The 24,856-nt window shown below is 70.8% G+C and carries 20 protein-coding genes; 12 read left to right on the top strand and 8 right to left on the bottom strand.

Annotated features, from left to right (window positions below; all coding sequences use genetic code 11):
* Nucleotides 1-217: 217 nt before the first annotated feature.
* From I2501_RS06645 to I2501_RS06665, 5 genes are all read left to right on the top strand, one after another.
* The gene (locus I2501_RS06645) at nt 218-1,246 is read left to right on the top strand and encodes an isopenicillin N synthase family dioxygenase (RefSeq protein ID WP_196192863.1); all 1,029 of its coding nucleotides are present in this window, start codon (nt 218-220) and stop codon (nt 1,244-1,246) included.
* Between the two features lie 183 nt (nt 1,247-1,429).
* Entirely contained in the window at nt 1,430-2,878 is a 1,449-nt protein-coding gene (locus tag I2501_RS06650) for an AAA family ATPase (protein ID WP_196193021.1), read from the top strand.
* A gap of 127 nt (nt 2,879-3,005) precedes the next feature.
* Nucleotides 3,006-3,959, top strand: coding sequence for a GNAT family N-acetyltransferase (locus tag I2501_RS06655; protein WP_196192864.1), 954 nt, complete (start codon nt 3,006-3,008; stop codon nt 3,957-3,959).
* Nucleotides 3,960-4,383: 424 nt separating this feature from the next.
* A complete protein-coding gene (locus I2501_RS06660) occupies nt 4,384-5,823 on the top strand; it encodes a hypothetical protein (RefSeq protein WP_196192865.1) in 1,440 nt (479 codons plus the stop codon).
* A gap of 187 nt (nt 5,824-6,010) precedes the next feature.
* Entirely contained in the window at nt 6,011-7,489 is a 1,479-nt protein-coding gene (locus tag I2501_RS06665; protein WP_196192866.1) for a purine-cytosine permease family protein, read from the top strand.
* Between the two features lie 133 nt (nt 7,490-7,622).
* Here the strand turns inward: I2501_RS06665 and I2501_RS06670 are convergent, their stop codons facing one another.
* Nucleotides 7,623-8,591: a pirin family protein gene (locus tag I2501_RS06670; protein WP_196192867.1), complete on the bottom strand. Its 969-nt coding sequence runs from the start codon at nt 8,589-8,591 to the stop codon at nt 7,623-7,625.
* A gap of 36 nt (nt 8,592-8,627) precedes the next feature.
* Nucleotides 8,628-9,530: a LysR substrate-binding domain-containing protein gene (locus I2501_RS06675; RefSeq protein ID WP_328806242.1), complete on the bottom strand. Its 903-nt coding sequence runs from the start codon at nt 9,528-9,530 to the stop codon at nt 8,628-8,630.
* Between the two features lie 122 nt (nt 9,531-9,652).
* Between I2501_RS06675 and I2501_RS06680 the strand changes: the two genes are divergently transcribed.
* Nucleotides 9,653-10,207 carry a peroxiredoxin gene (locus tag I2501_RS06680; protein WP_196192868.1) on the top strand — a complete coding sequence of 185 codons (555 nt, stop codon included), beginning with the start codon at nt 9,653-9,655 and terminating at the stop codon, nt 10,205-10,207.
* 16 nt (nt 10,208-10,223) lie between these two features.
* Nucleotides 10,224-10,754, top strand: coding sequence for an alkyl hydroperoxide reductase (locus tag I2501_RS06685; RefSeq protein ID WP_196192869.1), 531 nt, complete (start codon nt 10,224-10,226; stop codon nt 10,752-10,754).
* Between the two features lie 201 nt (nt 10,755-10,955).
* Here I2501_RS06685 and I2501_RS06690 read toward each other — a convergent pair whose 3' ends face one another.
* The 4 genes from I2501_RS06690 to I2501_RS06705 form a co-directional block, all read right to left on the bottom strand.
* Nucleotides 10,956-12,326, bottom strand: coding sequence for an AI-2E family transporter (locus tag I2501_RS06690; protein ID WP_196192870.1), 1,371 nt, complete (start codon nt 12,324-12,326; stop codon nt 10,956-10,958).
* Nucleotides 12,327-12,627: 301 nt separating this feature from the next.
* Nucleotides 12,628-13,308 carry an aggregation-promoting factor C-terminal-like domain-containing protein gene (locus I2501_RS06695; RefSeq protein WP_196192871.1) on the bottom strand — a complete coding sequence of 227 codons (681 nt, stop codon included), beginning with the start codon at nt 13,306-13,308 and terminating at the stop codon, nt 12,628-12,630.
* A 478-nt stretch (nt 13,309-13,786) separates the two neighbouring features.
* The gene (locus tag I2501_RS06700) at nt 13,787-15,109 is read right to left on the bottom strand and encodes a PhoH family protein (RefSeq protein WP_196192872.1); all 1,323 of its coding nucleotides are present in this window, start codon (nt 15,107-15,109) and stop codon (nt 13,787-13,789) included.
* Between the two features lie 288 nt (nt 15,110-15,397).
* On the bottom strand, nt 15,398-16,189 hold the full coding sequence (locus tag I2501_RS06705; protein ID WP_196192873.1) for an isoprenyl transferase: 792 nt from the start codon (nt 16,187-16,189) through the stop codon (nt 15,398-15,400).
* A gap of 92 nt (nt 16,190-16,281) precedes the next feature.
* On the opposite strand from I2501_RS06705, the gene mgrA reads away from it, so the two are divergent.
* Nucleotides 16,282-17,322, top strand: coding sequence for an L-glyceraldehyde 3-phosphate reductase (gene mgrA, locus I2501_RS06710; RefSeq protein ID WP_196192874.1), 1,041 nt, complete (start codon nt 16,282-16,284; stop codon nt 17,320-17,322).
* A 249-nt stretch (nt 17,323-17,571) separates the two neighbouring features.
* A complete protein-coding gene (locus I2501_RS06715) occupies nt 17,572-19,125 on the top strand; it encodes a chitinase (RefSeq protein ID WP_196192875.1) in 1,554 nt (517 codons plus the stop codon).
* A gap of 74 nt (nt 19,126-19,199) precedes the next feature.
* Here the strand turns inward: I2501_RS06715 and I2501_RS06720 are convergent, their stop codons facing one another.
* Complete coding sequence (locus I2501_RS06720; protein WP_196192876.1) at nt 19,200-19,598, bottom strand: RidA family protein; 399 nt, start codon at nt 19,596-19,598, stop codon at nt 19,200-19,202.
* A 111-nt stretch (nt 19,599-19,709) separates the two neighbouring features.
* On the opposite strand from I2501_RS06720, the gene I2501_RS06725 reads away from it, so the two are divergent.
* A complete protein-coding gene (locus I2501_RS06725) occupies nt 19,710-20,999 on the top strand; it encodes an alanine racemase (RefSeq protein WP_236045896.1) in 1,290 nt (429 codons plus the stop codon).
* 5 nt (nt 21,000-21,004) lie between these two features.
* Nucleotides 21,005-22,642: an N-acyl-D-amino-acid deacylase family protein gene (locus I2501_RS06730; protein ID WP_196192877.1), complete on the top strand. Its 1,638-nt coding sequence runs from the start codon at nt 21,005-21,007 to the stop codon at nt 22,640-22,642.
* A 20-nt stretch (nt 22,643-22,662) separates the two neighbouring features.
* Here I2501_RS06730 and I2501_RS06735 read toward each other — a convergent pair whose 3' ends face one another.
* Entirely contained in the window at nt 22,663-24,072 is a 1,410-nt protein-coding gene (locus tag I2501_RS06735; protein WP_196192878.1) for a cellulase family glycosylhydrolase, read from the bottom strand.
* 135 nt (nt 24,073-24,207) lie between these two features.
* On the opposite strand from I2501_RS06735, the gene I2501_RS06740 reads away from it, so the two are divergent.
* Nucleotides 24,208-24,855, top strand: coding sequence for a hypothetical protein (locus I2501_RS06740; protein WP_196192879.1), 648 nt, complete (start codon nt 24,208-24,210; stop codon nt 24,853-24,855).
* Nucleotide 24,856: the final 1 nt, after the last annotated feature.

Consider the following 24,856-nt stretch of genomic DNA (forward strand, 5'->3'; position numbering starts at 1 on the left):
GAACATCGGGGGGTACCCCACACATTCCCTGAGAACTGTCGCCTTCCTCACCCCTGGCAGACCTGGGCGCGGAAGCGTGCGGGGCTACGCTCGTTCCATGACCGTGCTCGTCTCCCGTCGCCACGTGGACTACGTCCGCGTCACGAGCATGTCCTGTTGTGCCGAGGCCTGACCCCAGCGTCCCTCCCCCTCCTGCGCGCACTCCCCGAGGACCGTCATGACCGCCACCGCTCACCCCTCCCTCTCCCGCACCGACCTCCCCGTCGTCGACCTCGCCCATCTGGACCGCGAGGCGCTCCACCGGGCGGCCCGCGACGTCGGTTTCTTCCAGCTCGTCGGCCACGGCATCAGTCCCGAGGAGAGCGACGAGCTGCTGCGCGTCTCCCGCACCTTCTTCGAGCTGCCCGAGGCCGACCGGGTGGCCCTGGACAACCGCAACTCCCCGCACTTCCGCGGCTACACGCGGATAGGCAAGGAGCTGACCCGCGGCACCCGCGACTGGCGCGACCAGCTGGACATCGGCGAGGAGCTGCCGCCGCACGTCCCCGGCCAGGGCGAGCCCGCGTACTGGTGGCTGGAGGGCCCGAACCAGTGGCCGGCCGCGCAGCCGGAGCTGCGCGAGGTCACCCAGCGCTGGATCGCCCGGCTGAGCGCGGTCGCCGACCATCTGCTGCACGAGCTGCTCGCCTCGATCGGCGCACCGCCGGACTTCTACGACGACGCCTTCGCCGGACACCCGCGCAGCCACCTCAAGCTGATCCGCTACCCGGGACGCGCCCCGGTCGGGGACGACCAGGGGGTCGGCGTGCACAAGGACTACGGCTTCCTGACGCTGCTGCTCACCGACGGCGTCGGCGGGTTGCAGGTGGAGTCGCCGGAGGGGCCCGAGGCCGGGTTCATCGACGTGCCGCACATCCCGGGCGCGTTCGTGGTGAACCTGGGCGAGCTGCTTGAGGTCGCCACAAACGGCTACCTCAAAGCCACCAACCACCGCGTGGTGAGCCCGCCGGGAGCGCGCGAGCGCTTCTCCGCGCCGTTCTTCTACAACCCGCGCCTCGACGCCCGCATCGAGCCCCTCTCCTTCCCGCACGCCGCTAAGGCCACCGGCGTCACCGAGGACCCGCACAACCCGCTCTTCGCCGAGTTCGGCTGGAACGAACTCAAGGGCTGGGTCCGCGCCCACCCCGAGGTCACCGCCCGCCAACACCCCGAGCTGCTGACCGCTGCGGGCCCCGGCGCGGCCTGATCGCCCGACCGGGCCATGATCGGCCTGATGTCCGGCCTACTCCCTACGCTCCCGTCCGGCTCGCCCTCGGCCGGGTGTCGCGTGGTACACGGAGAAGTTTGCATAACTGGAGTTATCATTACTCCAGTTATCGTAGTTCGACCCATGGAGGTCGCCGTGGCCGCTCTCACCCGCCCTACGGAAATGTTCGACCGGCACCGCGAGTGGGAAGCGCTGGGCCGCTTCGCCACCGATCAGGCGCCCGGAGCGACCCTCGGCGTCGTCACCGGGCGTCGGCGTCAGGGGAAGACCTTCCTGCTGCGCGCCCTCTGTCAGGCCACCGGCGGCTTCTACTTCGCTGCCGAAGAGGCCACTGACGCCGAGTCGCTGCGCAGTATCGGAGCAGCGATCGCCGAGCATCTCGACGCTCCCGCTCCGCTCGCCTTCGACGGCTGGAACCAGGCGATCGACGCACTGCTCGCCCTGGGGCGGGACCGTCCGCTGCCCGTGGTCATCGACGAGTTCCCCTACCTCGCCCGCGCCAACCCCCGCCTGCCCTCGGTCATCCAGAACGCCCTCGCCCCGCTGCGTGCCGAGCGCGACGGGAGCCGCACCCGGCTGCTGCTGTGCGGTTCGGCCATGTCGTTCATGGGGCAGTTGCTCAGCGGCAACGCCCCGCTTCGCGGCCGGGCAGGCCTGGAGTTGGTCGTCCCCACCCTGGACCACCAACTCGCGGCCCAGTTCTGGGGCGTGGACGACCCTGTCACTGCGCTCAAGGTCAACGCCATCGTCGGCGGCACACCCGCCTACCGCCGTGAGTTCGCCCGCGACGACACTCCGGCCGATCCCGCCGACTTCGACCCGTGGGTCCTGCGCACCGTTCTCTCCCCGACCAGCCCGTTGTTCCGCGAGGCCCGCTACCTGCTCGCGGACGAGCCGGCACTGCAGGACACCGCGCTCTACCACTCGGTGCTGGCGGCCATCGCCCACGGCAATGCCGGGCGCGGTGGCATCGCGTCCTACCTCGGCCGAAAGTCCAGCGATCTCGCCCATCCGCTCAACGTGCTGGAGGACTGCGGGCTGATCACCCGAGAGCCCGACGTCTTCAAGGAGAACCGCTCGACCTTCCGCATCGCCGAGCCGCTGGTCACCTTCTACCACGCCGTGATGCGGCCGATCTGGTCCGACCTGGAGCACACCCGGGACGCGCACCGCCTGTGGCAGCGGGCTCAGCAGCGCTTCGCAGGCAATGTGCTCGGCCCGCACCTGGAGCACCTCTGCCGCCATTGGAGCCGACACTTCGCCCCGGAGGACCTCTTCGGGGACCATCCCAACCGGGTGGGCTCCGGCACCGTGAACGACCCCTCCGCCCGCACCACCCACGAACTGGACGTCGCCGTCTTCGGCCTCGATGACGACAACCGTGCCCCGCTGCTGGCCATCGGCGAGGTCAAGTGGGGGGATGTCATGGGCATCGGGCACCTCGAACGACTGGCCCGGATCCGCGCCCTGTTGACCGCCCAGGGCCGCCACGGAGCGGAGTCGGCCCGTCTGGTCTGCTTCAGTGCAGCTGGATTCACCGACGAACTCCGCAGCCGAGCGGCCGCCGACGGCGGCATCGTCCTGGTCGGAGCCGCGGACTTCTACCGCTGACAGGCCAGTGCCCCACGCCCCCGTCGTGCCTCCACGCGCGGGGCCCAGCTCCGCGGTTTCGCCGCCACGACGGCTGTTCTCTCCGAGACTGACGGCGAGGACGTCCGTCGGCATGAGGAGCTATGAGGTGACGCGCATCGTCAAGGAGTCACGGCGCGACCGGCTCATGGAGCAGATCGCGCGGGTGCATGCGCGCCTCGACGCCGCGCCGGGACTTCGTCCGGTGGGTGAGGGGGAAGCACGGCTGTTCGCGGCGCACGATCTCGCGTCGCTCGCGGAGGTCGCGTTCGGCGAGGTGGTCGATCCGCTCCGCCTCACCGATGCAGCGATCGAGGACCTGGCGCGGCGGCTGGCGTACCCGCTCCGGGAGGAGGACCCGTACCGCCGCCGGTACTTGATCACCCGGGCGGACCGGCCTGTCGGCACGGTGGCGGTCGACGACTACCCGATCGGCCCAGACGAGCTCCAGCTCAGCTCCCTGTATCTGCGCCCGGACGCACGAACCCTGGGCGTGGGCGGCGCCACCGTCGACACGGTTCGCCGGGCCGCGACCGCCGAAGGACTGGGCGGGGTCCGCCTGACTGCGGACTGGCTGCGCCCGCAGTCGATCCGCTCCTACCTGCACCTGGGTTTCCTGGTGTCGCACTGGAAGCACGCCATCCATATGGTGTGGCGGCGCAGATCAGTCCGGCTCCGCTACCGGGCAGTCGGGGCCGAACGCAGACTGCTGGCCGAAGTCGAACTCGTTGGTACCGAGCAGCCGTTGCTGACCGCGACACGGTCGGGCCCGTGGCTCCGACTTGAGCAGCATCCGCTCGATGCCCACCTGCGCGAAGCGCATCCCGGCCTGGAGCAGGACGCCCTGTCCACCATGGCAGTGCACCTCGCTCTTGACGGGTACCCACTGATCCGCGATCGCGCGCGCTGGGAGGAGGGCTACCGCTGGAGCGAGGGTGGCGAACCGGAGGGCCTGGCCCGCCGGATCTGGTTCTTCGAGGAGTACGCCCGCCGCTGCGGACACCAAGTCGACACCCCTGTCCGGGAATTGCCGCCCGGCCTGTCCTGGCCGACCTGGGACTGAGCACCACCGGGCCGATGTGGAAACCCGTGTGGAAACCGTCGCCGTCGCCGTCGCCTGGCCTGTGAGCCCGGAGGTCTGGAGCCTGCGGCGAGGCCCTGCCCATCAGGCGGACAGGGCCTGTCCCGCGATCGGGCGCGCCGCTACGGTGGCGGCATGACCCTGTTGGTGAGCCGCCGCCATGTGGACCATGGCCTTGCCACCACCACGCGTTGTCGCCGCGTCAGCTGACGCGGCCCGCCACCTCACTCTCGTTTCGAGACTCTCCTTCGAGGGCCGCTCCCTTCCGAGCCGAGCGGCCCTCTCGCATGTCCACCCGCCGACCCCGCGCCGACCTCGCCGGTCCGCGTGCGGGTCCGCGTCTGCTGCTGCGTGTCCGGCCGCCTGGCGTCACTTCCTTCCGCCGAGCAACGGAACAGGACCTGCCATGCGCCTGCGCACCTCCCTGACCTTCACCGCCGCCGCGCTGTGCCTCGCGGTCGGCAACGCCTTCGCGGCGACACCGTCGGCACCGGCCGGATTCGGGCCGCTGCCGCCGCAGAACCCGGCCACCGCGGCCGACGGCACCGCGACCATGCACGGCGACAGCGCCTCCAGCGACACCACCCCGTACCCGGGCCCGGGGACCGGCCCGATCAGCTGGAGCCGGACGGCGCTCGCCTCCGCCTGCCCGACCGTGGTGATCGGCAGTGACCGGATGCCCGTCGCGCTCTGCACGACGATCTTCGGGCGGACACCGACGGTGCACCTGCTCGATCCGTCCACCGGGGCCGACCTCGCCTCCCTGGCCCTGCCGAAGGGCAGCCTCTTCGGCGGTGTGTACGCGTACCTGGACAACACCGATGCGCTGGTCGTGGTCGACGGCGACGACAACCTGCTGCGCATCGGCCACCACCGGTCGGCGGGAGGCGGTTGGACGCTCGCGGTGGACCAGTCCACGTCGCTGGCGGGCGCGATCCCGAGCGGTGACAACATCGTCGGCCTGAGCGCCGGGTGGGACGGCCGGATCTGGTTCGCGACCGCCGGCGGCGTCATCGGGACCGCCGACACGAGGACCGGCGTGGTGCGGACCATCAGCACCGGCGAGGGCGTGGAGAACAGCATCTCCACCGTCCCCGGCCATACCGCCGTCGCCACCGACCACGCCCTCTACCTGCTCGGCGAGGCCCCGGACGGCACCCCGCAGATCCAGTGGCGCGCCCCCTACGACCGCGGGCCCGGTCGCAAGCCCGGCCAACTCAGCTGGGGCACCGGCGCGACGCCCAGCTTCTTCGGGCCCGGCGACGGCACCGGGTACGTGACCATCACCGACAACGCGGCACCGCACGAGAACCTGCTGGTCTGGAAGGTCTCCTCCGGGCCGACGCCGGTCTGCAGCACGCCGGTGCTGACGCAGTCCCCGGAGAGCGGCACCGAGGACGCGGTGATCGCCTCCGGACACAGCGTCTTCGTCACCGACACCTACGGCTACCCCTACCCGGCGCTGCCCTCCGGCGCTCCGGCGAGCGTGCCGTCGTCGGCCTCCTTCGACGGCGGGCTGAGCCGGGTCGACCTCGATGCCGACGGGAACGGCTGCCACCTGGCCTGGAACAGCGACGTCCGGTCGGCGGCGCTCCCCCGCCTCTCGCTCGCGGACGGCCGGATCTACACCCTCAGCGTCAGCGGCCCGACCGGCCTGGTCGGCAGCGACACCTTCGCGAGCTACTCCTACGCGGTGCTCGACCCGGCGACCGGCGCCGAGCTGTCCAGCACTCCGATCGGCCTCGGTCTGCTCTACAACCCGCTGCAGATGACCGGCACGACCGCACCGGACGGCACCCTCTACCAGGGCACCGAGACGGGTGTGTTGCGGATCACCCGAGGCTGAACCGGCCCGCGGCTTGGGCGACAACGGTGGTGACATGCGGGTGCCTCGGACGTCTTGGGCCGAAGTGGAGTAATCGAAACGCGTTCTTCGTCTGGTTTCACCATGGCCAGGGCGCATTCGTCCGCGAAGGATGTCCAGGACCTTCATCGGGGCCTCTGTCCCGAATGCCCAGTACAGAGGTACTCGCATGCAGCAAGCAGGCACGGACGGCCACAGCCTGATCGAGCAGTACGGCGTCGACACCATCCCGGACGCCGAGCGGACCAGCTCGCCCAAGGACATCGTCCACATCCTGGTGGGCTCCAACCTCGCCTTCGGCGTGGTCGTCTTCGGCTGGCTGCCGGTCTCCTTCGGGCTGTCCTTCTGGGGCAGCATGACCTCGCTGGTGCTCGGCACGGTGCTCGGCATCGTGCTGACCGCGCCGCTCGCGCTGGTCTCGCTGCGGACCGCGACCAACCTCTCCACCAGCTCCGGAGCGTTCTTCGGGGTGCGCGGACGGTTGATCGGCTCGCTGGTCGGCCTGCTGCTGTCGCTCGGCTATACCGCGCTGGCGCTCTGGGTCGGCGGCGACGTCGTGGTCGGCTCGCTCAACCGGATGCTGGGGCTGCCCGCCGACGGGCCCGCCTACATCGTCACCTACTCGGTGCTGGCCGTGCTCAGCGCGACCGCGGCCGTGTTCGGCTACCGGATGCTGCTCAAGCTGGAGCGCCTGCTGATGTGGGCGATGGGCGTGCTGCTGATCGCCGGGCTCTTCGCCTTCGCGCCGCACTTCGACGCGTCCTCGCACGGGAGTTACCTGCTCGGCGGCTTCTGGCCGACCTGGCTGCTGTCGGTCGTCGCCGCCGGTCTGAGCGGTCCGATCGCCTTCATCACGCTGCTCGGCGACTACACCCGCTACGTCTCCCCCGCCCGCCACGCGCGGGGACGGGTGCTCTGGTCCACCGGTCTCGGGCTCTTCCTCGGCCTGCTGATCCCGCAGCTGTTCGGCACGTTCACGGCGGTGGCGACGCATGCCGGGAACAGCTACGTGCACAGCCTGATCCTCGGGTCGCCCGCCTGGTTCCTCCTTCCGCTGCTGGTCAACGGCCTGATGGGCAGCGCGGGCAACACCGGCCTGATGCTCTACAGCATGGGCCTCGACCTGGACGCGATCCTGCCGCGCGCGACGCGGCTCCAGGCCACCTACGTGGTCGCCGCGATGGCGACGGTGCTGGTCTTCCTCGGCCACTTCGTCTGGAACGCGCAGGACGCGGTGACCTCGTTCGTGCTGATCCTCACCGCGATCGGCACGCCGTGGGCCGTGATCACCCTGATCGGCCACTACCGCTGCCGCGGCGACTACGACCAGCACTCCCTTCAGGTGCTCAACCAGCGCTCCCGGGGCGGCATCTACTGGTACCGCGCGGGCTGGAACACCGCCGCGACCGTCGCCTGGGCGGGCGGCAGCGCCCTCGGCCTCTGCGCCGTCGACACCCCCGTCTACCAGGGCCCGCTGCTCCCCTACACCGGCGGGATCGACATCAGCTTCCTGCTCTCCGGCGCCTTCGCCGCCGGGCTCTACCTGCTGCTCTCGCGGGGCGCCCGCGGTCGCGCCGGGCACCTCCCGGGAGGGCCTGACGCCCGGACGATGGGCACCACCGCGCCGCTCACCCGCGTCGTGGACTAGCGTCCGCGCCCTGAAAACTCCTCGGCCCGCGGGAGCGGCCGAGGTTGGGGCTGCCGGCAGCCCCTGAGGGCCGGTCGGGGAATGCGGCCCCGACCGGCCCTGATCATCTTTGCCGCGCTCGTCCGCGTCGCGGTCAGCGCTCGCGGCCGCGTGGCTTGAGGCGGAGGCCCGGGAGTTCGGGGGCCGGGATCGGGTGGCCGTCGTAGCCGTGGACCTCGCCGAAGCGGTCGCCCGTCATCCAGTCCTGGCGGGCGGCGGCGATCTCCTCGTGCGAGCGGCCGACGAAGTTCCACCACATGACCAGCTTCTCGGCGAACGGCTCGCCGCCCAGCAGCATCACGCTCGCCGGTCCGTCGTCCGCGCGCAGCGGGAGGGAGCGGCGGCCGCAGCCGAGGTAGAGCAGGGAGCCGGGCTCGATCCGGACGCCGTCGACCACGGCGGCGCCGGACATGGCCAGGGCCGCGTACTCGAAGTCGGGCTGGAGCGGGAGCTCAGCCTCCGCGCCTGCGGCGAGGCTGAGGTCAGCGCCCATCAGCGGCGTGAAGGTTCGGCCCGGGGAGGTCGCGCCGTCCAGGCTGCCGAGGATCACGGTGGCGTCCACGCCCTGGCCCTGGACGCGGGGCAGCTCCGGGTGGTGGTCGAAGCTCGGTTCGGTGAAGCGGTCGCCGTCCGGCAGCGCGACCCACAACTGGGCTCCGTGCAGCCACTTTCCGTGCGACTTCGGCGACATCTCGGAGTGGGAGATGGCGTGACCCGCCGTCATCAGGCCCAGCTCGCGCGGGTGCACGGTCTGGACGGAGCCGAGGCTGTCGCGGTGCTCGACGAATCCGTCGTGCAGCCAACTGACCGTCTGCAGGCCCATGTGCGGGTGCGGTGCGACCCGCATGCCGGGCTCGCGCTCGATGTCGTCGGGACCGTAGTGGTCGACGAAGCACCACGCGCCGATCATGCGCCGCCCCAGGTTCGGCAGCAGCCGCCGCACCACCGTGCTCTCACCGAGCTGGACCGGCTTGCCGGTCAGCAACTCCCGTACGGGCTGCGCGGAGACGTCCTCGCGTCCGCCGCAGAGCGTCGGCTGGGGCTTCACGTCGAGGTTGCTCATGCCGTCTCCCTACACGCTTCGCTTCTCGCGGGCAGCCTACGGCTCGATGATCCGAACCGGGAGTTCGCGTACCGCGACACGCAACGACTCCGCGAAGCGCTCGTACTCAGCCGTGCGCGGCGACGACGGACGGTGCGACAGGCCGATCCGCCGCCCAGGCGGCGGATCGCTGAACCGGGTCGCGGCCAGCCCCGCCGCGCGTCCCGTCTCCACCGGCACCGCCGTCGCCGGGAGCAGCGTCACCCCGAGGCCGCCCGCGACCAGCTGCACCAGCGTCGACAGCCCCGCCGCCCGCGTCGCGCCCGGCTCCGCGCCGACCTCGCGGCAGAGGTCCAGCGCCTGGTCGCGCAGGCAGTGGCCCTCCTCAAGCAGCAGCACGTCGAGGTCGAGCAGCACGTCGCGCGGCACGTCCACGCGTCCGGCGAGCTCGTGGTCGGGCGGGGTGACCAGGACGAAGTCCTCGTCGTAGAGCGGGATGTCGACCAGCCCCGCGCCCCCGGGAAGGGCGAGCAGCAGCAGGTCGAGCCGGCCGGACTGCAGCCCGTCGACCAGTTGGTGGGTGCGCTCTTCGTGGACGTGCAGGTCGAGGTCCGGGTAGTGGTCGCGGGCCAGCCGCAGCACGGTCGGCAGCAGGTAAGGCGCGATCGTCGGGATCACGCCCAGGTGCAGCGGCCCGGTGAAGGGACGCCGTGTGGCGTCGACCTCCTCCGTCAGCGCGTTGAGCTCGCCCAGGACGCGGCGCGCGCGGACGGCGACACGCTCGCCGACGGGTGTGATGATGACCTTGCGGGTGGTGCGCTCCACCAGCTGGACGCCGAGCGCCTCCTCGAGCGCCGCGACGGCTCCGGACAGCGCCGGCTGGCTCATCCGCAGCGACGCCGCGGCCTCGCGGAAGTGCCGGTGCTCGGCCACGGCGGCGAAGGCGCGAAGCTGCGCCACACTGGGGGTCTTACTGATAGCTTCCTCCGATCAACAGGTTTGATTGTAGCTATTTCCCTGATCAAACCCGGTTGTGCGAGGTTGGCCGAGTACGTCAAGCAACCTTCTGAGGAGACCCCTCCGTGCTGACCATCGGCGACAAGTTCCCCGAGTACGACCTCACCGCCTGCGTCTCGCTGGAATCCGGCAAGGAGTTCGAGGCGATCAACCACAAGTCCTACGAGGGCAAGTGGCGCGTGGTGTTCTTCTGGCCGATGGACTTCACCTTCGTCTGCCCGACCGAGATCGCCGCCTTCGGCAAGCTGAACGACGAGTTCGCCGACCGTGACGCGCAGATCCTCGGCGTCTCCGGCGACTCCGAGTTCGTGCACCACGCCTGGCGCAAGGACCACAAGGACCTGCGCGACCTGCCCTTCCCGATGCTGGCCGACATCAAGCACGAGCTGATGCGCGACTGCGGCGTCGAGGGCGCGGACGGCACCGCCCAGCGCGCGGTCTTCATCGTGGACCCGAACAACGAGATCCAGTTCGTGATGGTCACCGCCGGTTCCGTGGGCCGCAACCCCAAGGAGGTCCTGCGGGTCCTCGACGCGCTGCAGACCGACGAGCTGTGCCCGTGCAACTGGACCAAGGGCGAGGAGACGCTGGACGCCGGCGCGCTGCTCGCGGGCGAGTGAGCGGGTAGTCCACACCATGGCACTCGACGAACTGAAGGCAGCCCTCCCGGACTACGCCAAGGACCTCAAGCTCAACCTGGGCTCGGTCATCGGCAACGCGGACCTGCCGGAGCAGCAGCTCTGGGGCACGGTCCTCGCCTGCGCGATCGCCTCGCGCAGCGAGCGGGTGCTCTCCGAGCTGGAGCCGGAAGCCCGCGCCAACCTCAAGCCTGAGGCGTACGAGGCGGCGAAGGCCGCGGCGGCGATCATGGCGATGAACAACGTCTACTACCGGACGCTGCATCTGCTCTCCGACAAGGAGTACAGCACGATGCGGGCCGGCCTGCGGATGAACGTCATCGGCAACCCGGGCGTGGAGAAGGTCGACTTCGAGCTCTGGTCCCTGGCGGTCTCGGCGATCAACGGCTGCGGCCAGTGCCTGGACTCTCACGAGCAGGTGCTGCGCAAGGCGGGCGTCGAGCGCGAGGTCATCCAGGCCGCGGTCAAGATCGCCGCGGTCGTCCAGGCCGTCGGCGTCACGCTCGAGGCCGAAGGCCGCATGAACTGAGCCCAGGGGCGCGGGGAACTGCGCGAGCAACCACCCAATCGGGATGGCCCTGCTCGTTCGGCGAGTCACCACACACGGTGGCTTGTCGCGCAGTTCCCCGCGCCCCTTGCGGGCTGCAACTACCGGCGGCAGCACAGGCCAGGCTTGTCGCGCCCACGCGGCGGAGCCGCAGATCAGCAGAGCCCCGCGCCCCTGCTGTGCTTACTCGCTTGCCGCAGCGCTGAGCGCCGCGCGGATGTCCTCGTCGACGTGGTAGCGCTGGCGGAGGTAGCCGACCGTGGTGTTGGTGACAGCGACCAGCGGGACCGAGACGATCGCTCCGCCGATGCCGCCGACGATCGAGCCGCAGGTCACCGCGAGGATCACCGCGAGCGGGTGGATCCGGACCGCGCGGCCGAGGATGAGGGGCTGGAGCAGGTGGCCCTCGATCTGCTGGACGCCCAGCAGGACCACCAGGACCAGCGCCGCAGTCACGATGCCGTGCGTCACCAGGCCGATCAGGACCGCGATCGTGCCGGTCACCAGCGCGCCGACCAGCGGGACGAACGCGCCGAGGAAGATGATCACCGCGATCGGCATCGCCAGCGGGACACCCAGCAGGTAGATCCCGATACCGATCGACACCGCGTCGATGAACGCGACCATCACCGTGCCGCGCACGTACGCGGTCAGCGTCGCCCACGCGCGCGGGCCCGCGCCCGCCATCGCCATGCGGGAGCGCAGCGGCAGCAGCCGGAGCGTCCAGCCCCAGATCCGCTCGCCGTCGTAGAGCAGGAAGAACGTGCAGAACGCGGCCAGGAAGACGCCGGTCACGATCTCCACCACGATGCCGACCGTGGAGAAGCCGAACGAGGTGATCTGGTCGCTGTTGGTGCCGACGACCTTGGTCAGCTGGTTGGCGAACTCGTTGATCTGCTTGTCGGTGAGGTGCATCGGCCCGGTCTCGAGCCAGTGCTTGATCTGCAGGATGCCGGTCTGGACGTGGTCGGTGACCTGGTTGAGGTTGGTGCTGACCTGCCAGACCACGAACCAGGCGACCAGCGCGATGCCGATCAGCCCGCCGAGGAAGGTCATCGCCGTGGCCGGGCCGCGCGGAACGCCGTGGCGGCGGAACCACGAGACGGTCGGCTGCAGCAGCGCGCTGATCAGCAGCGCGGCGACGAAGGCGAAGGCGACGATCCGCAGCGTGCCGATGATCCGGAACAGGAAGTACAGGCCGGCGCCGACGATCAGCATGCGCCAGATGCCCTCGGCGGCCACCCGCAGCGTCCACGGGACGGCCTCGGAGGGGTGCGCAGGGCGCGCCGGGTAGGGCGGCTGCCCGTTCGGCTGCCCGTTCAGGCCGCCGCCGTTCACCGTGCCCGCAGGCAGCCCGCCGGAGCCGTCCGCCGAAGCGAGCGGGGCCGAGGCAGGAGCCGGGATCGGGTGCTGCTCGGCCGCGTGCACCTCGATCGGGTGCCGCTCGATCGGGACGTGGACGACCGGATCCGGCTGCGGAGGCGCCTCGGCCTCGGCGCGCCTACGGGCGACACGCCCGATCAACGCCGACCATCCGCCGCCCTCGCCCGCCATTACGTCCGCCCCTTCTCCCTGCACTGTCCGTCCGGTCTCGAACGGTACCGGGTGCGCCGGGCGACAGGAGCAACCGGCACCCGTGGATCAGGGAGACATCAGGGAGATGTCGGGGATCAGATCAAAATCTTTCGGGCAAATCGGGAAAAAGAGGTTTAGCCCGGTAAACGCGCGGGGACGGTGCTTCACGAGGCCGTCCCGCACACGCGGCCTCTCCGTGGGAGAAGTAGGAAGCCCCCGATCGGACAGGGATCGGGGGCTTCCACACGTTCAACGCCAGGCCGGAGCCGGCGGTACCGGATCAGTACCAGCTGTGGGCCTGCCAGAAGTCCCACGCGCCGCAGGGGCTGCCGTAGCGGGAGTTCATGTAGTTCAGGCCCCACCGTATCTGCGTGGCGGGGTTGGTCTGCCAGTCGGCGCCGGCGGAAGCCATCTTGTCGCCGGGCAGCGCCTGGACCAGGCCGTACGCGCCGGAGGACGCGTTGGTCGCCTGGTAGTTCCACCCGCTCTCACGGGTGACGATCTGGCTGAAGCACTCGAACTGGGTGGTGTTCCCGATGATCGACGCGGCCAGTGCCTGGACGGAGCCGGGGCTGTAGGACACCAGTTGGGCACGCTCTGCCGCGGCCTGGCGGCTCGCGGCCTCCTGCGCTGCCGCCGCGGCGGCACGAGCACGAGCTGCTGCCTCTGCGGCCGCCTTGGCGTGGGCGGCGTTCGCGGCCTGCGTGCGGGCTGCCTGGGCGGCGGCCTTCTGTGCGGTGACAGTGGCCGCAGCCTGCTGGGCGTCACTCTGGCGGTACAGGTTGTCGCTGATGACCTGAGCCGAGTTGCCCGACGGGATTGCGGAGAGGAGGGTCGAGCCTGCGACGTCGGACACCTGGGCAGGCTTCGCCTCACCCGAGGCGACGCCGACAACGGCGCCGACGGCAGTCACGGCAGTGGCGGAGGCCACGGCCATCCCCCGAACCGAAATCCGGTTCACATGGTTTCCTTCCAGCGTCGCCCGCGTGGTGACCGAACGGACGAACCCCGCCCTTGACGCTGGCCTCCCCGGTGCACTGGTCACGGAAGACGCGGGCCCGCTCGTACCCCGGTTTCCCGGGGCACGGTTCCAAATCGGGCGGCGTGCGGCCTCACGATGTTCAGTTGTTGTGTGTGGATTGCGAACGGATGGTGCATGTTCCGTTTGCAAGTCGTGCCGCACGCAGGGCCTGACAGATCCCACACACTGCCGCACGGCGGCGCGCAAGCGCAATTCCCCTCTGCGTGGCGAAGCTCACATGGCTCAGTGGGCCACCAATTCACGCCAGTCACTCGCCTGACGGGTGACGGATCGTTACGATGCTCTGCCCTCCCGGCGCGGAACCGGGAGGGCACAGGTGTTATGAGTGACTGTCGTCCTGTTCGGCGGTTTTGAGACCGCCTCAGGCTTCTTCGACGCCTTGGGCGTCTTGAGTGCCTTAGGGCTGAATGTCCTCCAGCATCTCGGTCACCAGCGCGGCGATCGGCGAACGCTCCGAACGGTTGAGCGTCACGTGGGCGAAGAGCGGATGCCCCTTCAGCTTCTCCACGACCGCCACGACCCCGTCGTACCGACCGACCCTCAGGTTGTCGCGCTGCGCGACGTCGTGGGTGAGCACGACCCGCGAACCCTGCCCGATTCGGGACAGAACGGTCAGCAGGACGTTGCGCTCCAACGACTGCGCCTCGTCGACAATGACGTAGGCGTCGTGCAGCGAACGACCACGGATGTGGGTCAGCGGCAGCACCTCCAGCATTCCGCGGGAGAGCACCTCCTCGATCACGTCCGGGGTGGTCACCGCGGAGAGGGTGTCGAAGACGGCCTGAGCCCAGGGGCTCATCTTCTCCGACTCGGAGCCCGGGAGGTAGCCCAACTCCTGCCCGCCGACCGCGTAGAGAGGCCGGAACACCATCACCTTGCGGTGCTGGCGCCGCTCCAGCACGGCCTCCAGGCCGGCGCAGAGCGCCAACGCGGACTTGCCGGTGCCGGCCCGCCCGCCGAGCGAGACGATTCCCACCTCCTGGTCCAACAGCAGGTCCAGCGCCACCCGCTGTTCCGCGCTGCGCCCGCGCAGCCCGAAGGCCTCGCGGTCGCCGCGCACGAGCCGGACCCGACCGTCGGCGGTGACCCGTCCCAGCGCGCGCCCGCGCTCGGAGGTGATCACCAGTCCGGTGTGCACGGGAAGGTCCCGCGCCTCCGGAAGATCGATCGGTTCGCCCGTGAACAGGCCGTCAACCTCCTCAGCACTGACGGCCAGATCGGACATTCCGGTCCAACCGGAGGTGATGGCAAGCTCCGCGCGGTACTCCTCGGCCAACAGGCCGACGGAGGAGGCCTTGACGCGCAGCGGCAGGTCCTTGGAGACGACGGTGACGTCGAACCCCTCGGCCTGGAGGTTCCTCGCGACGGCGAGGATCCGGGTGTCGGCGTCGCCCAGCCGGTAGCCGGCGGGGAGGACGGTGGGGTCGGTGTGGTTCAGCTCGACCCTGATCGTGCCGCCGAGTTCGCCCACCGGGATCGGGGCGTCCAACCGGCCGTAGCGGACCCGGTAGTCGTCCAGCAGACGGAGCGCCTGCCGGGCGAAGTAACCGAGCTCAGGGTGGTGCCGCTTGGCTTCCAGCTCGGTCACCACGACCACGGGAAGCACGACCTCGTGCTCCTCGAACCTGGTCATGGCGCTCGGGTCAGCCAGCAGGACACTGGTGTCGAGGACGTACGTGCGCCGGTCGTGCGTACTCCGGCGGCTCTTGACACTGACCACAGGGCCTCCCGGGCGAGTGGCCCGCTGCCACCCGCGGTTCACCGTCGCCCTCGGCCCCGATGGCCGAGGTCACGGTCTGACTCCGGTTATTCCCCAGGCGTCCCATTCCATGCAGAACGCAAGCGGTTGTCGACGGATCTTCACCATGCAGCCACCTGTGCCGATGGGCAGAGGGGCCGGTTGCAACCACCTCAGGGGCGCGAGGAACTGCGCGAGAAACCACCCCATGAGGCAGGGCCCCGAACGAGCAGGGCCATCCGCACAGGGTGGTGTCCGCTGAACCCTGGGTCAGCCGCCGTAGCGGCGGTTGCGCTGGGCGTAGTCGCGCAGGGCGCGGAGGAAGTCGACCTTGCGGAAGGCCGGCCAGTACGCCTCGCAGAAGTAGAACTCCGAGTGCGCCGACTGCCACAGCAGGAAGCCGGAGAGCCTCTGCTCTCCGGACGTCCGGATGACCAGGTCCGGGTCCGGCTGGCCGCTGGTGTAGAGGTGGCGGGCGATCTGCTCGACGTCGATCATCTCGGCGACCTGCTCCAGCGGAGTCCCCTCCGCCGCCTGCTCCTGGAGCAGCTTGCGCACCGCCTCGGCGATCTCGTGCCGACCGCCGTACCCGACTGCGACGTTGACCAGCAGGCCCTTGTTGTCCGCGGTGTCCTGGTCGGCCGCCTTCAGCACCGAGGCCGTCGACTCCGGCAGGAGATCGAGCGCGCCGACCGGGTGGACCCGCCAGCGGCCGGAGGCGGCGAGCCCGCGGACGGCCTCCTCGATGATGCCGAGCAGCGGCACCAGCTCGTCGGCGGGCCGGTTCAGGTTGTCCGTGGACAGCAGCCACAGGGTGACCACCTCGACGCCGGTCTCCTCGCACCAGCCGAGGAACTCCGGGATCTTGTCCGCGCCGGTCTGGTGCCCGTCTGCCGTGGACATGCCCGCCGCGCGCGCCCAGCGGCGGTTGCCGTCGAGCATGACGCCGACGTGGCGCGGCACGTCGCCGCGGTCGAGGTGCGCCTCGACGCGGTATCCGTACAGGCCGTAGACGGCGCTCCGGAGCAGCGGGGAACGCCGGACCCATCCTCCGAGATCCATGTCGGCCCCTCCGTGTGCTCGCCAGTGCGGGGCCACCCTACTCCCCACCGGTTAATGTTCCGTGAGGAGACAAAACCCACGGAGAGGCCCCCATGATCCCCGCCCCCTACCGGCCTGCCGACAACCGCTACGACGGTTCGATGAAGTACCGCCGGACCGGCCGCAGCGGTCTCAAGCTGCCCGAGATCTCCCTCGGGCTGTGGCACAACTTCGGCGACGACCGGACGCTGGACACCCAGCGCGCCATCCTGCGCCGGGCGTTCGACCTGGGCGTGACCCATTTCGACCTGGCCAACAACTACGGCCCGCCCTACGGCTCGGCCGAGGCCAACTTCGGCCGTCACCTGGCCGCGGACTTCCGCCCGTTCCGCGACGAGCTGGTGATCTCGACCAAGGCGGGCTACGACATGTGGCCCGGCCCGTACGGCGAGTGGGGCTCGCGCAAGTACCTGACCGCCAGCCTGGACCAGTCCCTGAAGCGGATGGGCCTGGACTACGTCGACATCTTCTACTCGCACCGCTTCGACCCGGAGACCCCGCTGGAGGAGACGATGGGCGCGCTGGCGTCCGCCGTCCAGCAGGGCAAGGCGCTCTATGTCGGCATCTCCTCGTACAGCGCGGAGAAGACCCGCGAGGCCGCCGCGATCCTGCGCGACCTGGGCGTCCCGCTGCTGATCCACCAGCCGTCCTACTCGATGCTGAACCGCTGGATCGAGGACGACGGCCTGCTGGACACGCTGGAGGCGGAGGGCGCGGGCTGCATCGGCTTCGCGCCGCTGGCCCAGGGCATCCTGACGGACCGCTACCTGCACGGCATCCCCGCCGACTCCCGTGCGGCGCAGGGCAAGTCGCTGGACCCGGCGTCCATCGACGAGCGGACGCTCGGCAAGCTGCGCGGCCTCAACGAGCTCGCGGCCGGACGCGGCCAGTCGCTGGCCCAGCTGGCGCTGAGCTGGCTGCTGCGCGACCCGCGGATGACCTCGGCGCTGATCGGCGCCTCCTCGGTGGCACAGCTGGAGACGAACGTCGCCGCGGTGCAGGGCGCTCCGCTGAGCGACGAGGAATTGGCTGAAATCGATCGCTATGCGACCGACGCGGACCTCAACCTCTGGGCGAAGTCCAGCGAGAGCTGAGTCGTAAGACGCCCACCGGTCCAGACTGCGACTGAAGCGAACGCTCCAGTTGTGGTCTGGACCATCTTTTTGCCGGTCACCGGGGCAACACCCCTGTTGAACAGCCAACTTCATGGACACCGCACGACCTTAACCAAGCCTTAAGAGGCTTTCTGACCCCTTGACAGGCCAACTGGTCTAGTCCAACTTGTGTTGCGGGTTTCACTTCTCGTCTTTCCCCGCTTCCCCCACAGTTGAGGACAGACCGCCATGCCATCCCCCCGTGCTGTGAACGCCGCGCTGGCCTCCGTGGCCGCGTTGGGACTCGGCCTCACCGGCCTGGTCGCCCTGAGCGGCGGCGCGTCCGCCGCCACCGCCAACCTCGTGGTCAATCCCGGTTTCGAGACCGGGACGCTGGCCAACTGGACCTGTGACGCCGGCACCGGCGCGGTCACCACGTCCACCGTCCACTCCGGCTCCTACGCGCTGGCGGCGACCCCCACCGCCTCCGACGACGCACAGTGCACGCAGACCATCAGCGTCCAGCCCAACTCGTCCTACACGCTGAGCGCGTGGGTCAACGGGCCGTACGCCTACCTCGGCACCCAGGGCGACGGCACCACGGACGTCAGCACCTGGTCCGACACCAGCTCCTGGAACCAGCTGAGCACCACCTTCAGCACCGGGGCGTCCACCACCAGCGTCACCATCTACCTGCACGGCTGGTACGGGCAGTCGACCTACTACGCGGACGACGTCGTGCTGAGCGGCGCGGCCGGTCCCAGCCCGAGCCCGACGCAGAGCGGCAGCCCGTCGCCGAGCGCCAGCGCGTCCGCCTCGTCGAGCCCGAGCTCGTCCCCGACGCCGACGGCCACCGCCACGACACCGACCCCCACGTCCACCGCGACCGGCAGCGGCGGCGGGGGCAACCCGAAGCACTGGGTGACCGGCTACTGGCAGGACTTCGACAACGGCGCGACCGACCAGACGATCGCCGACGTCAACTCGGAGTACAACCTGATCGCGGTCGCGTTCGCCAACGCGGACTCGGCCGGGGACGGCGGGATCACCTTCTCGCTCGACCCGACGCTGCAGAGCAAGCTCGGCGGCTACACCGACGCCCAGTTCAAGGCGGACATCGCCGCCAAGCAGGCGGCCGGCGACAAGGTGATCCTCTCGGTGGGCGGCCAGAACGGCACCATCTCGATCACCAGCGCCGCGCAGGCCACCGCCTTTGCGAACAGCGCGTACTCGATCATCCAGCAGTACGGCTTCAACGGCGTGGACATCGACCTGGAGAACGGGCTCAACCCGACCTACATGGCCTCCGCGCTGCACCAGCTGGCGGCGAAGGTGGGGTCGGGCTTCATCCTGACCATGGCCCCGCAGACGATCGACGTGCTGAACTCCTCGTCCGACTACCTGGCGACCGCGCTGCAGGTGAAGGACATCCTGACGATCATGAACACCCAGTACTACAACTCGGGTTCCATGAACGGCTGTGACGGCGGTGTCTACTCCGAGGGCAGCGTCGACTTCATCACCTCGCTCGCCTGCACCGCGATCCAGGCGGGCCTGAGCCCGAACCAGGTGGGCATCGGCGTCCCGGCGTCGAGCAGCGCGGCCGGCAGCGGCTACGTCGGGCCGAGCGTGGTCGAGAACGCCCTGAACTGCCTGGCGAAGGACACCAACTGCGGCACCTTCAAGCCCAGCACCACGTGGCCGACGATCGGCGGCGTGATGACCTGGTCGACCGCCTGGGACGCCAGCAACGGCAACCAGTTCGCGACCAACGAGGGCGCGTTCGTCCACGCCATGCCGTAACACCCGCTGAGAACGGAAGACTGCCCGCCGCGCTCGACAAAGCGCGGCGGGCAGTCGCGTCTGCCGTCCCGTGCTCAGTCGGTGACGGCCAACGCGTCGATCTCGACCAGCAGACCGGCCGGGAGGCCGACGTAGACGGTGGTGCGGGCCGGGACGTCGCCGTCCGGCAGCTCCTTGGCGAACCACGCGTTGTACGCCTCGTTGAGCTCGGCGAAGTGCGCGGTGTCGGTGAGGTAGACGCGCATCATCACCAGGTCGCCCCAGCTCGCGCCGCCTTCGCTCAGCACGGCTCCGACGTTGCGGAGCGTCTGCTCGACCTGCTCGGTGAGGCCGGGGCCGACCGGGGCGCCGGTGGCGGGATCGAAACCGACCTGTCCGGCGACCTGCAGCAGGCCGCCCTTGGCCACGCCCTGCGAGAAACTGGCGACCGGGGTCGGGGCGTGCTCGGTCCGGATCACTCGCTTGCTGCTCATGCGGCTTGCTCCTCAGCACTCTGGGGGTTCTCCGACGGACTGCTGTCAGGCAGGATATGCAACCGACGTTGCACACGGCGCAACCGAATCGACATCCGAAGGAGTCGCTTCATGGGCAGGGACCGGATGAACGGAGCCGCGCTCGACGCGCTGGGCGAGACCGTCGTCGACTGGCGCTTCAAGGGCATGCCGCTGGGCATGTCGACGATGACCGTCGACCGGATGCGGGACGCCAAGCTGAACCTCTTCGAGGACGGCTTCTCCACTCCCCTGCTCACGCTGGAGTCGACGGCGCTGAGCCACAACCTGGAGCTGATGGCCTCGTGGGCCGCCCGCCACGGCCTGGCCCACGCCCCGCACGGCAAGACGCCGCTCGCCCCGCAGCTGATGCAGCGCCAACTGGAGCTCGGCGCCTGGGGCATCACCGCCGCCACGCCGTCGCACGTCCGGATGTACCGGCACTTCGGCGTCCAGCGGATCTTCCTCGGCAACGAGCTGGTCGACGCGGCCGCACTGCGCTGGCTGAGCGACGAGCTCTCCGCCGACCCGGAGTTCCGCTTCGTCTGCTACGTCGACTCGGTGCGCGGCGTCGAGCTGATGGACGCGGCGCTCAGCCACCGCGTGGACGTGGTGGTCGAGCTGGGCGCGACCGGTTCGCGCACCGGCGTGCGGTCGGCGGCGGAGGCGGACGAGGTGGCGCAGGCCGTTCGCGCCTCACGGTGGCTGCGGCTGGTCGGCGTCGCGGGATACGAGGGCACGCTGCCCGACGTGGACGCGGCGCGTACCGTCGTCGCCGACTGGATGGCGAACCTGGTGGCGACGGCCCACCGCTTCGACGCGGCAGGCTGCTTCGCGGATCTCGCGGCGGACGACGAGATCGTCGTCAGCGCGGGCGGCAGCGAGCACTTCGACCTGGTCGCGGCGGCGCTCACCGAGGAGGCACTGGAGCTCTCGCGTCCGGTGCTGCGGCTGCTGCGCTCCGGCGCGTACGTCACGCACGACCACCTCCACTACGCCAGGATCACCCCGCTCACCGACGAGGCGGAGCACTTCCTGCCCGCCCTGAAGCTCTGGGCGCAGGTGGTGTCCCGCCCGGAGGACGGGCTGGCGCTGGTGAACGCGGGCAAGCGGGACGTGCCGTACGACCTCGGCCTCCCGGTCCCGCTGCAGATCCGCACGCCGACGGGGCTGTTGCGCAAGGCCGAGGGTCTGACCGTGACCAAGCTGTCCGACCAGCACGCCTTCGTCGAACTCGCCCCGGGCGCGGCCCCGCTGGAGGTCGGGGACTGGGTGGCCTTCGGTCTGTCCCACCCCTGCACGGCCTTCGAGAAGTGGCAGTTGATCCCCGAGGTCTCCCCCGACGGACAGACGGTCGTCGACTACATCCGCACCTTCTTCTGATTCATATGAGAACGGTCCTGCGCGGCGCGCTCGTCGTCGACGGCAGCGGCGGCGCGCCCTACCGCGCCGACGCCGTCCTCGATGTCAGCCCCGACGACGGCGGACGGATCGCCCGCCTGCACCGCGAGGGCGCGCCCGGCCCCCGGCCGGGCGCTGCCCCGGGCAGCGGTCGGGTGATCGACGCGGACGGCCTCGTGCTCGCGCCCGGCTTCGTCGACATGCACGCGCACTCCGACCTGGCGCTGCTCACCGACCCCGGGCACGAGGCCAAGGTCGCCCAGGGCGTGACGCTGGAGGTGCTGGGCCAGGACGGCCTCTCCTACGCGCCCGTGGACGAGACGACGCTGCCCGGGCTGCGCCGTCAACTCGCCGGCTGGAACGGCGATCCGGACGCCGCCGAGCTGGACTGGAACTGGCGCTCCGTCGGCCAGTACCTGGACCGGCTCGACCAGGGCGTCGCCGTCAACGCCGCCTACCTCGTCCCGCAGGGCACGCTCCGCGCCCTCGTCCTGGGCTGGGAGGACCGCGCGGCCACGCCCGACGAGCTGGAGCGGATGCGCGGGCTGCTCGCGCAGGGGCTGGCGGAGGGCGCGGTCGGCATGTCGTCCGGGCTGACCTACACGCCGGGGATGTACGCCGACACCGCCGAACTCACCGCGCTCTGCGAGGTGGTGGCCGCGCACGGCGGCTACTACTGCCCGCACCACCGCTCGTACGGCGCGGGTGCGCTCGCCGCCTACGCGGAGATGGTCGCGGTGGCCCGCGCCTCCGGCTGCGCGCTGCATCTGGCCCACGCCACCATGAACTTCGAGGTCAACCGGGGCCGCGCGGGCGAGTTGCTGGCGCTGGTCGACGCCGCGCTCGCGGATGGCGTGGACCTGACTCTGGACAGCTATCCCTACCTGCCGGGGTCCACCACCCTGGCCGCGCTGCTGCCCGGCTGGGCGACGGCAGGCGGCCCGGAGGAGACCCTGCGCCGCCTCGGTGACCCGGCGGCGCTGGCCCGGATCCGCGCCGACCTGGAGGTGCACGGTTCGGACGGCTGCCACGGCGTCGTCGCCGACTGGGACACCGTGCAGGTCAGCGGCGTCCGGACGCCCGCGCTGCGCTCGCGCGTCGGCCTGACGGTCAGTCAGTTGGCGTCGCGGGACGGCGTCGAGCCGTTCGCGGCGTTCACGCGACTGCTGGTCGAGGACGGCCTCGGCACGACGATCCTCCAGCACGTCGGCGACGAGGCCAACGTGCGCGCGATCATGCGGCATCCGGTGCACTGCGGCGGCAGCGACGGCCTCCTGGTCGGCGACCGGCCGCATCCGCGCGCCTACGGCACCTTCCCGCGCTATCTCGGCCACTACGTCCGCGAGTTGGGCGTGCTGGGACTGGCGGAGTGCGTGCGGCACCTGGCCGCGACCCCGGCGCGGCGGCTGGGCCTGCGCGACCGCGGACAGGTCCGCGAGGGATGGCGGGCCGACCTGGTCCTGCTCGACCCGACCGAGATCGCGGACGAGGCGACCTACGAGCAGCCCCGGCGGCTGCCGCACGGCATCCCGTACGTCTTCGTCGACGGTGTCGCGGTGCTGGACGACGGCCGACGGACCGCCGCCCTGCCGGGCCGCTCGGTGCGGCTCACCCCTCCGACGTAGCAGGTCACCCGACGTTCTGGTCAGCCCACGTTCTGGACCGGGGTCGACGGGGTCAGTTGGAGCGTGTGCAGGGTGCCGGGGACGGGCTTCTTCTCGGTGAGCGACAGGATGTGCCGGACCGGGTCCCAGGCGTAGGTGTACTCGGCGTCGAACTCGATCTGCGGCCCGTTCGGGAAGTCCGAGGGCGGCAGATAGACGTCGGTCGAACCGCTCACCCCGGCGGCGTCGCGGAACTGGAGCGTGAAGACCAACGTGCCCTTGTCGTAGTCGAACTCCACCGGCACCCCGGCCACCGCCCGCGGGTACGCGGTCTGGAGCACGTTCGCCAGGTCGCTCGGCTGCCCCGGCTTGGTCCAGGGCGAGTACGGACCAGGCGTGGCGCTCCAGTACGCGGAGCCGACCATCATCTGGTCGAACAGCGCCTGCGTGTGGTCGACATAGAGGTGCGCGCCTATGGAGTTGTCGTTCACCGTCCAGCCGCCGACCAGCACCGGCGCGTCCAGCCGGGCCGCGGTCCTGGCCACCTGGATCTGCCAGGACGCCTCCGCCCGGTCGGCCATGAAGGCACTCGTGCCGCTGTACGAGCCGGACGGATCCAGCGGAGCAGGGTAGAGCTGCGGCGCGTACCCGATCCGCGCGCCCCCGGACCGGGGGTCGGTGAGCGCGGGCAGCGCGCTGGGCATGCCCCAGTCCGTGGCAGCGGCCTCCGGTTCGACGAAGAGCCAGTGCTCGGGATCGACCGCGCGGATGTCGTCGATGACGCGCTGGTAGAACTGCGCCAGCGGCCCGGACTCGAACGCCGCGCCCTGGACGGAGCCGCCCCACGGACGGTCCATCAGGTCGAAGCCGAGGATCGGGTCGACGCCCTTCATCCCGTGCCGGTCGAGGTAGTCGGCGATGTGGACCCAGGCGGCGGCATAGCTCTGCCGCAGGTCGGGCCGGTCACCGCGGGTACCCCAGAACTCGTCCGCCGCCTGCGTGGACGCGGCGTCGACGGCCGCGAGCGCGACGGGCGTGCCCGGGGGCGGGCCGTAGGCGTCCTGCTCCATGGCCAGCACGACGTGGTCGCCCTGGGCCGCGTACCAGCCGATCCGCTGGACGACCCCGGCCAGGTAGGCGTCGTCGTACCGGCCGGGCCGGGGCTCGACCTGGCTCCAGCGCAGCACGATGCGGGCGTAGTCGTCGCCGAGTGCGTCGTACTCGGCCGCCGCGGCCGGTCCGGAGCCGACCGCACTGCCGGCGTCGGCGTCCAGCCCGTCCAGGATCAACGCGCGCCCCTGGCCGTCCGTCAGAAAGCGCGGCGCGGCCGACACCCCCTGCGCGGAGGGCGTCCCGACATGCACCAACAACCCGGCCGCGCACGCGATCACGACCAGCGTCACCAGCAGTCGGCGCAACCGAGAGCGCCGACTGCGTATCCGCCTCCGCATGACCCCTCCCCCGGACCAGGCAACTGGAGTGATCCTAGATCGCGTTCCTGGGCGCCCACAGGGAGAGGGGTGCTGATCGGGTATCAACATCGCCTTGCCGCCCGCGCGCGTGAACACCCGCGCTACAGTCCGGCCATGTCCGCGTTGCCACACCCTTCGCGCTCCCCGCACTCTCCGCATCCACAACTGGACCGCCCGCGTCTGGTGCTGACCGCTGGCGTCGCCGCCGCCCTGCTGCTGGTGCTCGCGCTCGGCACGGACACCGTCTGGCTGGCGCTGACCGACGCGTACGGCGGGCGGCTGCTGCGGCCCGCCGCGCTCGGGCTGCCGCTCTTCCTGCCCGGCCTGCGCCCGGACCCGCGCGGCGACACCACCTGGGCGTACCTGTGGTGCGAGGACTTCGCGGCGCTGCTGCTGGTCGGTGCGGTCGCGCTGGTGCTGCGACGGCACGTGCTGCTGCACCCGTACGCGTCCCGGCTGCACCGGCTGCTCACCGGGTGGCGCGCGGTGGTGCTCGGCGGGGCGGCTGCGGGCCTGTTCCGGGGGCTGGTCGAGGCGCGGATGACGGGCGACGGCCCGATCGGCTGGACCGGCTATCCGGTCAGCGGGGCGGTCGCCGGAGCGCTCTGGGGCGTGGCGCTGGGCTGGACCGTCGGCGTCACCGTCGCGATGGTCTCGCGCGGCGCGACGCTGCGGCGGATCGCGCGCGGGGTGGTCCGCCTGGGCGGGGTGGGCGCCAGACGGGCGGAGGCCGGAATGGCGAAAATCACCCGGCGTACCTGAT

This window comes from Streptacidiphilus fuscans (assembly GCF_015690355.1).
GTDB lineage: Bacteria > Actinomycetota > Actinomycetes > Streptomycetales > Streptomycetaceae > Streptacidiphilus > Streptacidiphilus fuscans.

Coding starts and splice junctions, on each gene's coding strand:
- I2501_RS06740 (WP_196192879.1), top strand. CDS start 24,208: ATGTCCGCGTTGCCACACCCTTCGCGCTCCCCGCACTCTCCGCATCCA.
- I2501_RS06715 (WP_196192875.1), top strand. CDS start 17,572: ATGCCATCCCCCCGTGCTGTGAACGCCGCGCTGGCCTCCGTGGCCGCG.
- I2501_RS06670 (WP_196192867.1), bottom strand. CDS start 8,591: ATGAGCAACCTCGACGTGAAGCCCCAGCCGACGCTCTGCGGCGGACGC.
- I2501_RS06645 (WP_196192863.1), top strand. CDS start 218: ATGACCGCCACCGCTCACCCCTCCCTCTCCCGCACCGACCTCCCCGTC.
- I2501_RS06650 (WP_196193021.1), top strand. CDS start 1,430: ATGTTCGACCGGCACCGCGAGTGGGAAGCGCTGGGCCGCTTCGCCACC.
- I2501_RS06685 (WP_196192869.1), top strand. CDS start 10,224: ATGGCACTCGACGAACTGAAGGCAGCCCTCCCGGACTACGCCAAGGAC.
- I2501_RS06660 (WP_196192865.1), top strand. CDS start 4,384: ATGCGCCTGCGCACCTCCCTGACCTTCACCGCCGCCGCGCTGTGCCTC.
- I2501_RS06725 (WP_236045896.1), top strand. CDS start 19,710: ATGGGCAGGGACCGGATGAACGGAGCCGCGCTCGACGCGCTGGGCGAG.
- I2501_RS06705 (WP_196192873.1), bottom strand. CDS start 16,189: ATGGATCTCGGAGGATGGGTCCGGCGTTCCCCGCTGCTCCGGAGCGCC.
- I2501_RS06720 (WP_196192876.1), bottom strand. CDS start 19,598: ATGAGCAGCAAGCGAGTGATCCGGACCGAGCACGCCCCGACCCCGGTC.
- I2501_RS06730 (WP_196192877.1), top strand. CDS start 21,005: ATGAGAACGGTCCTGCGCGGCGCGCTCGTCGTCGACGGCAGCGGCGGC.
- mgrA (WP_196192874.1), top strand. CDS start 16,282: ATGATCCCCGCCCCCTACCGGCCTGCCGACAACCGCTACGACGGTTCG.
- I2501_RS06665 (WP_196192866.1), top strand. CDS start 6,011: ATGCAGCAAGCAGGCACGGACGGCCACAGCCTGATCGAGCAGTACGGC.
- I2501_RS06735 (WP_196192878.1), bottom strand. CDS start 24,072: ATGCGGAGGCGGATACGCAGTCGGCGCTCTCGGTTGCGCCGACTGCTG.
- I2501_RS06690 (WP_196192870.1), bottom strand. CDS start 12,326: ATGGCGGGCGAGGGCGGCGGATGGTCGGCGTTGATCGGGCGTGTCGCC.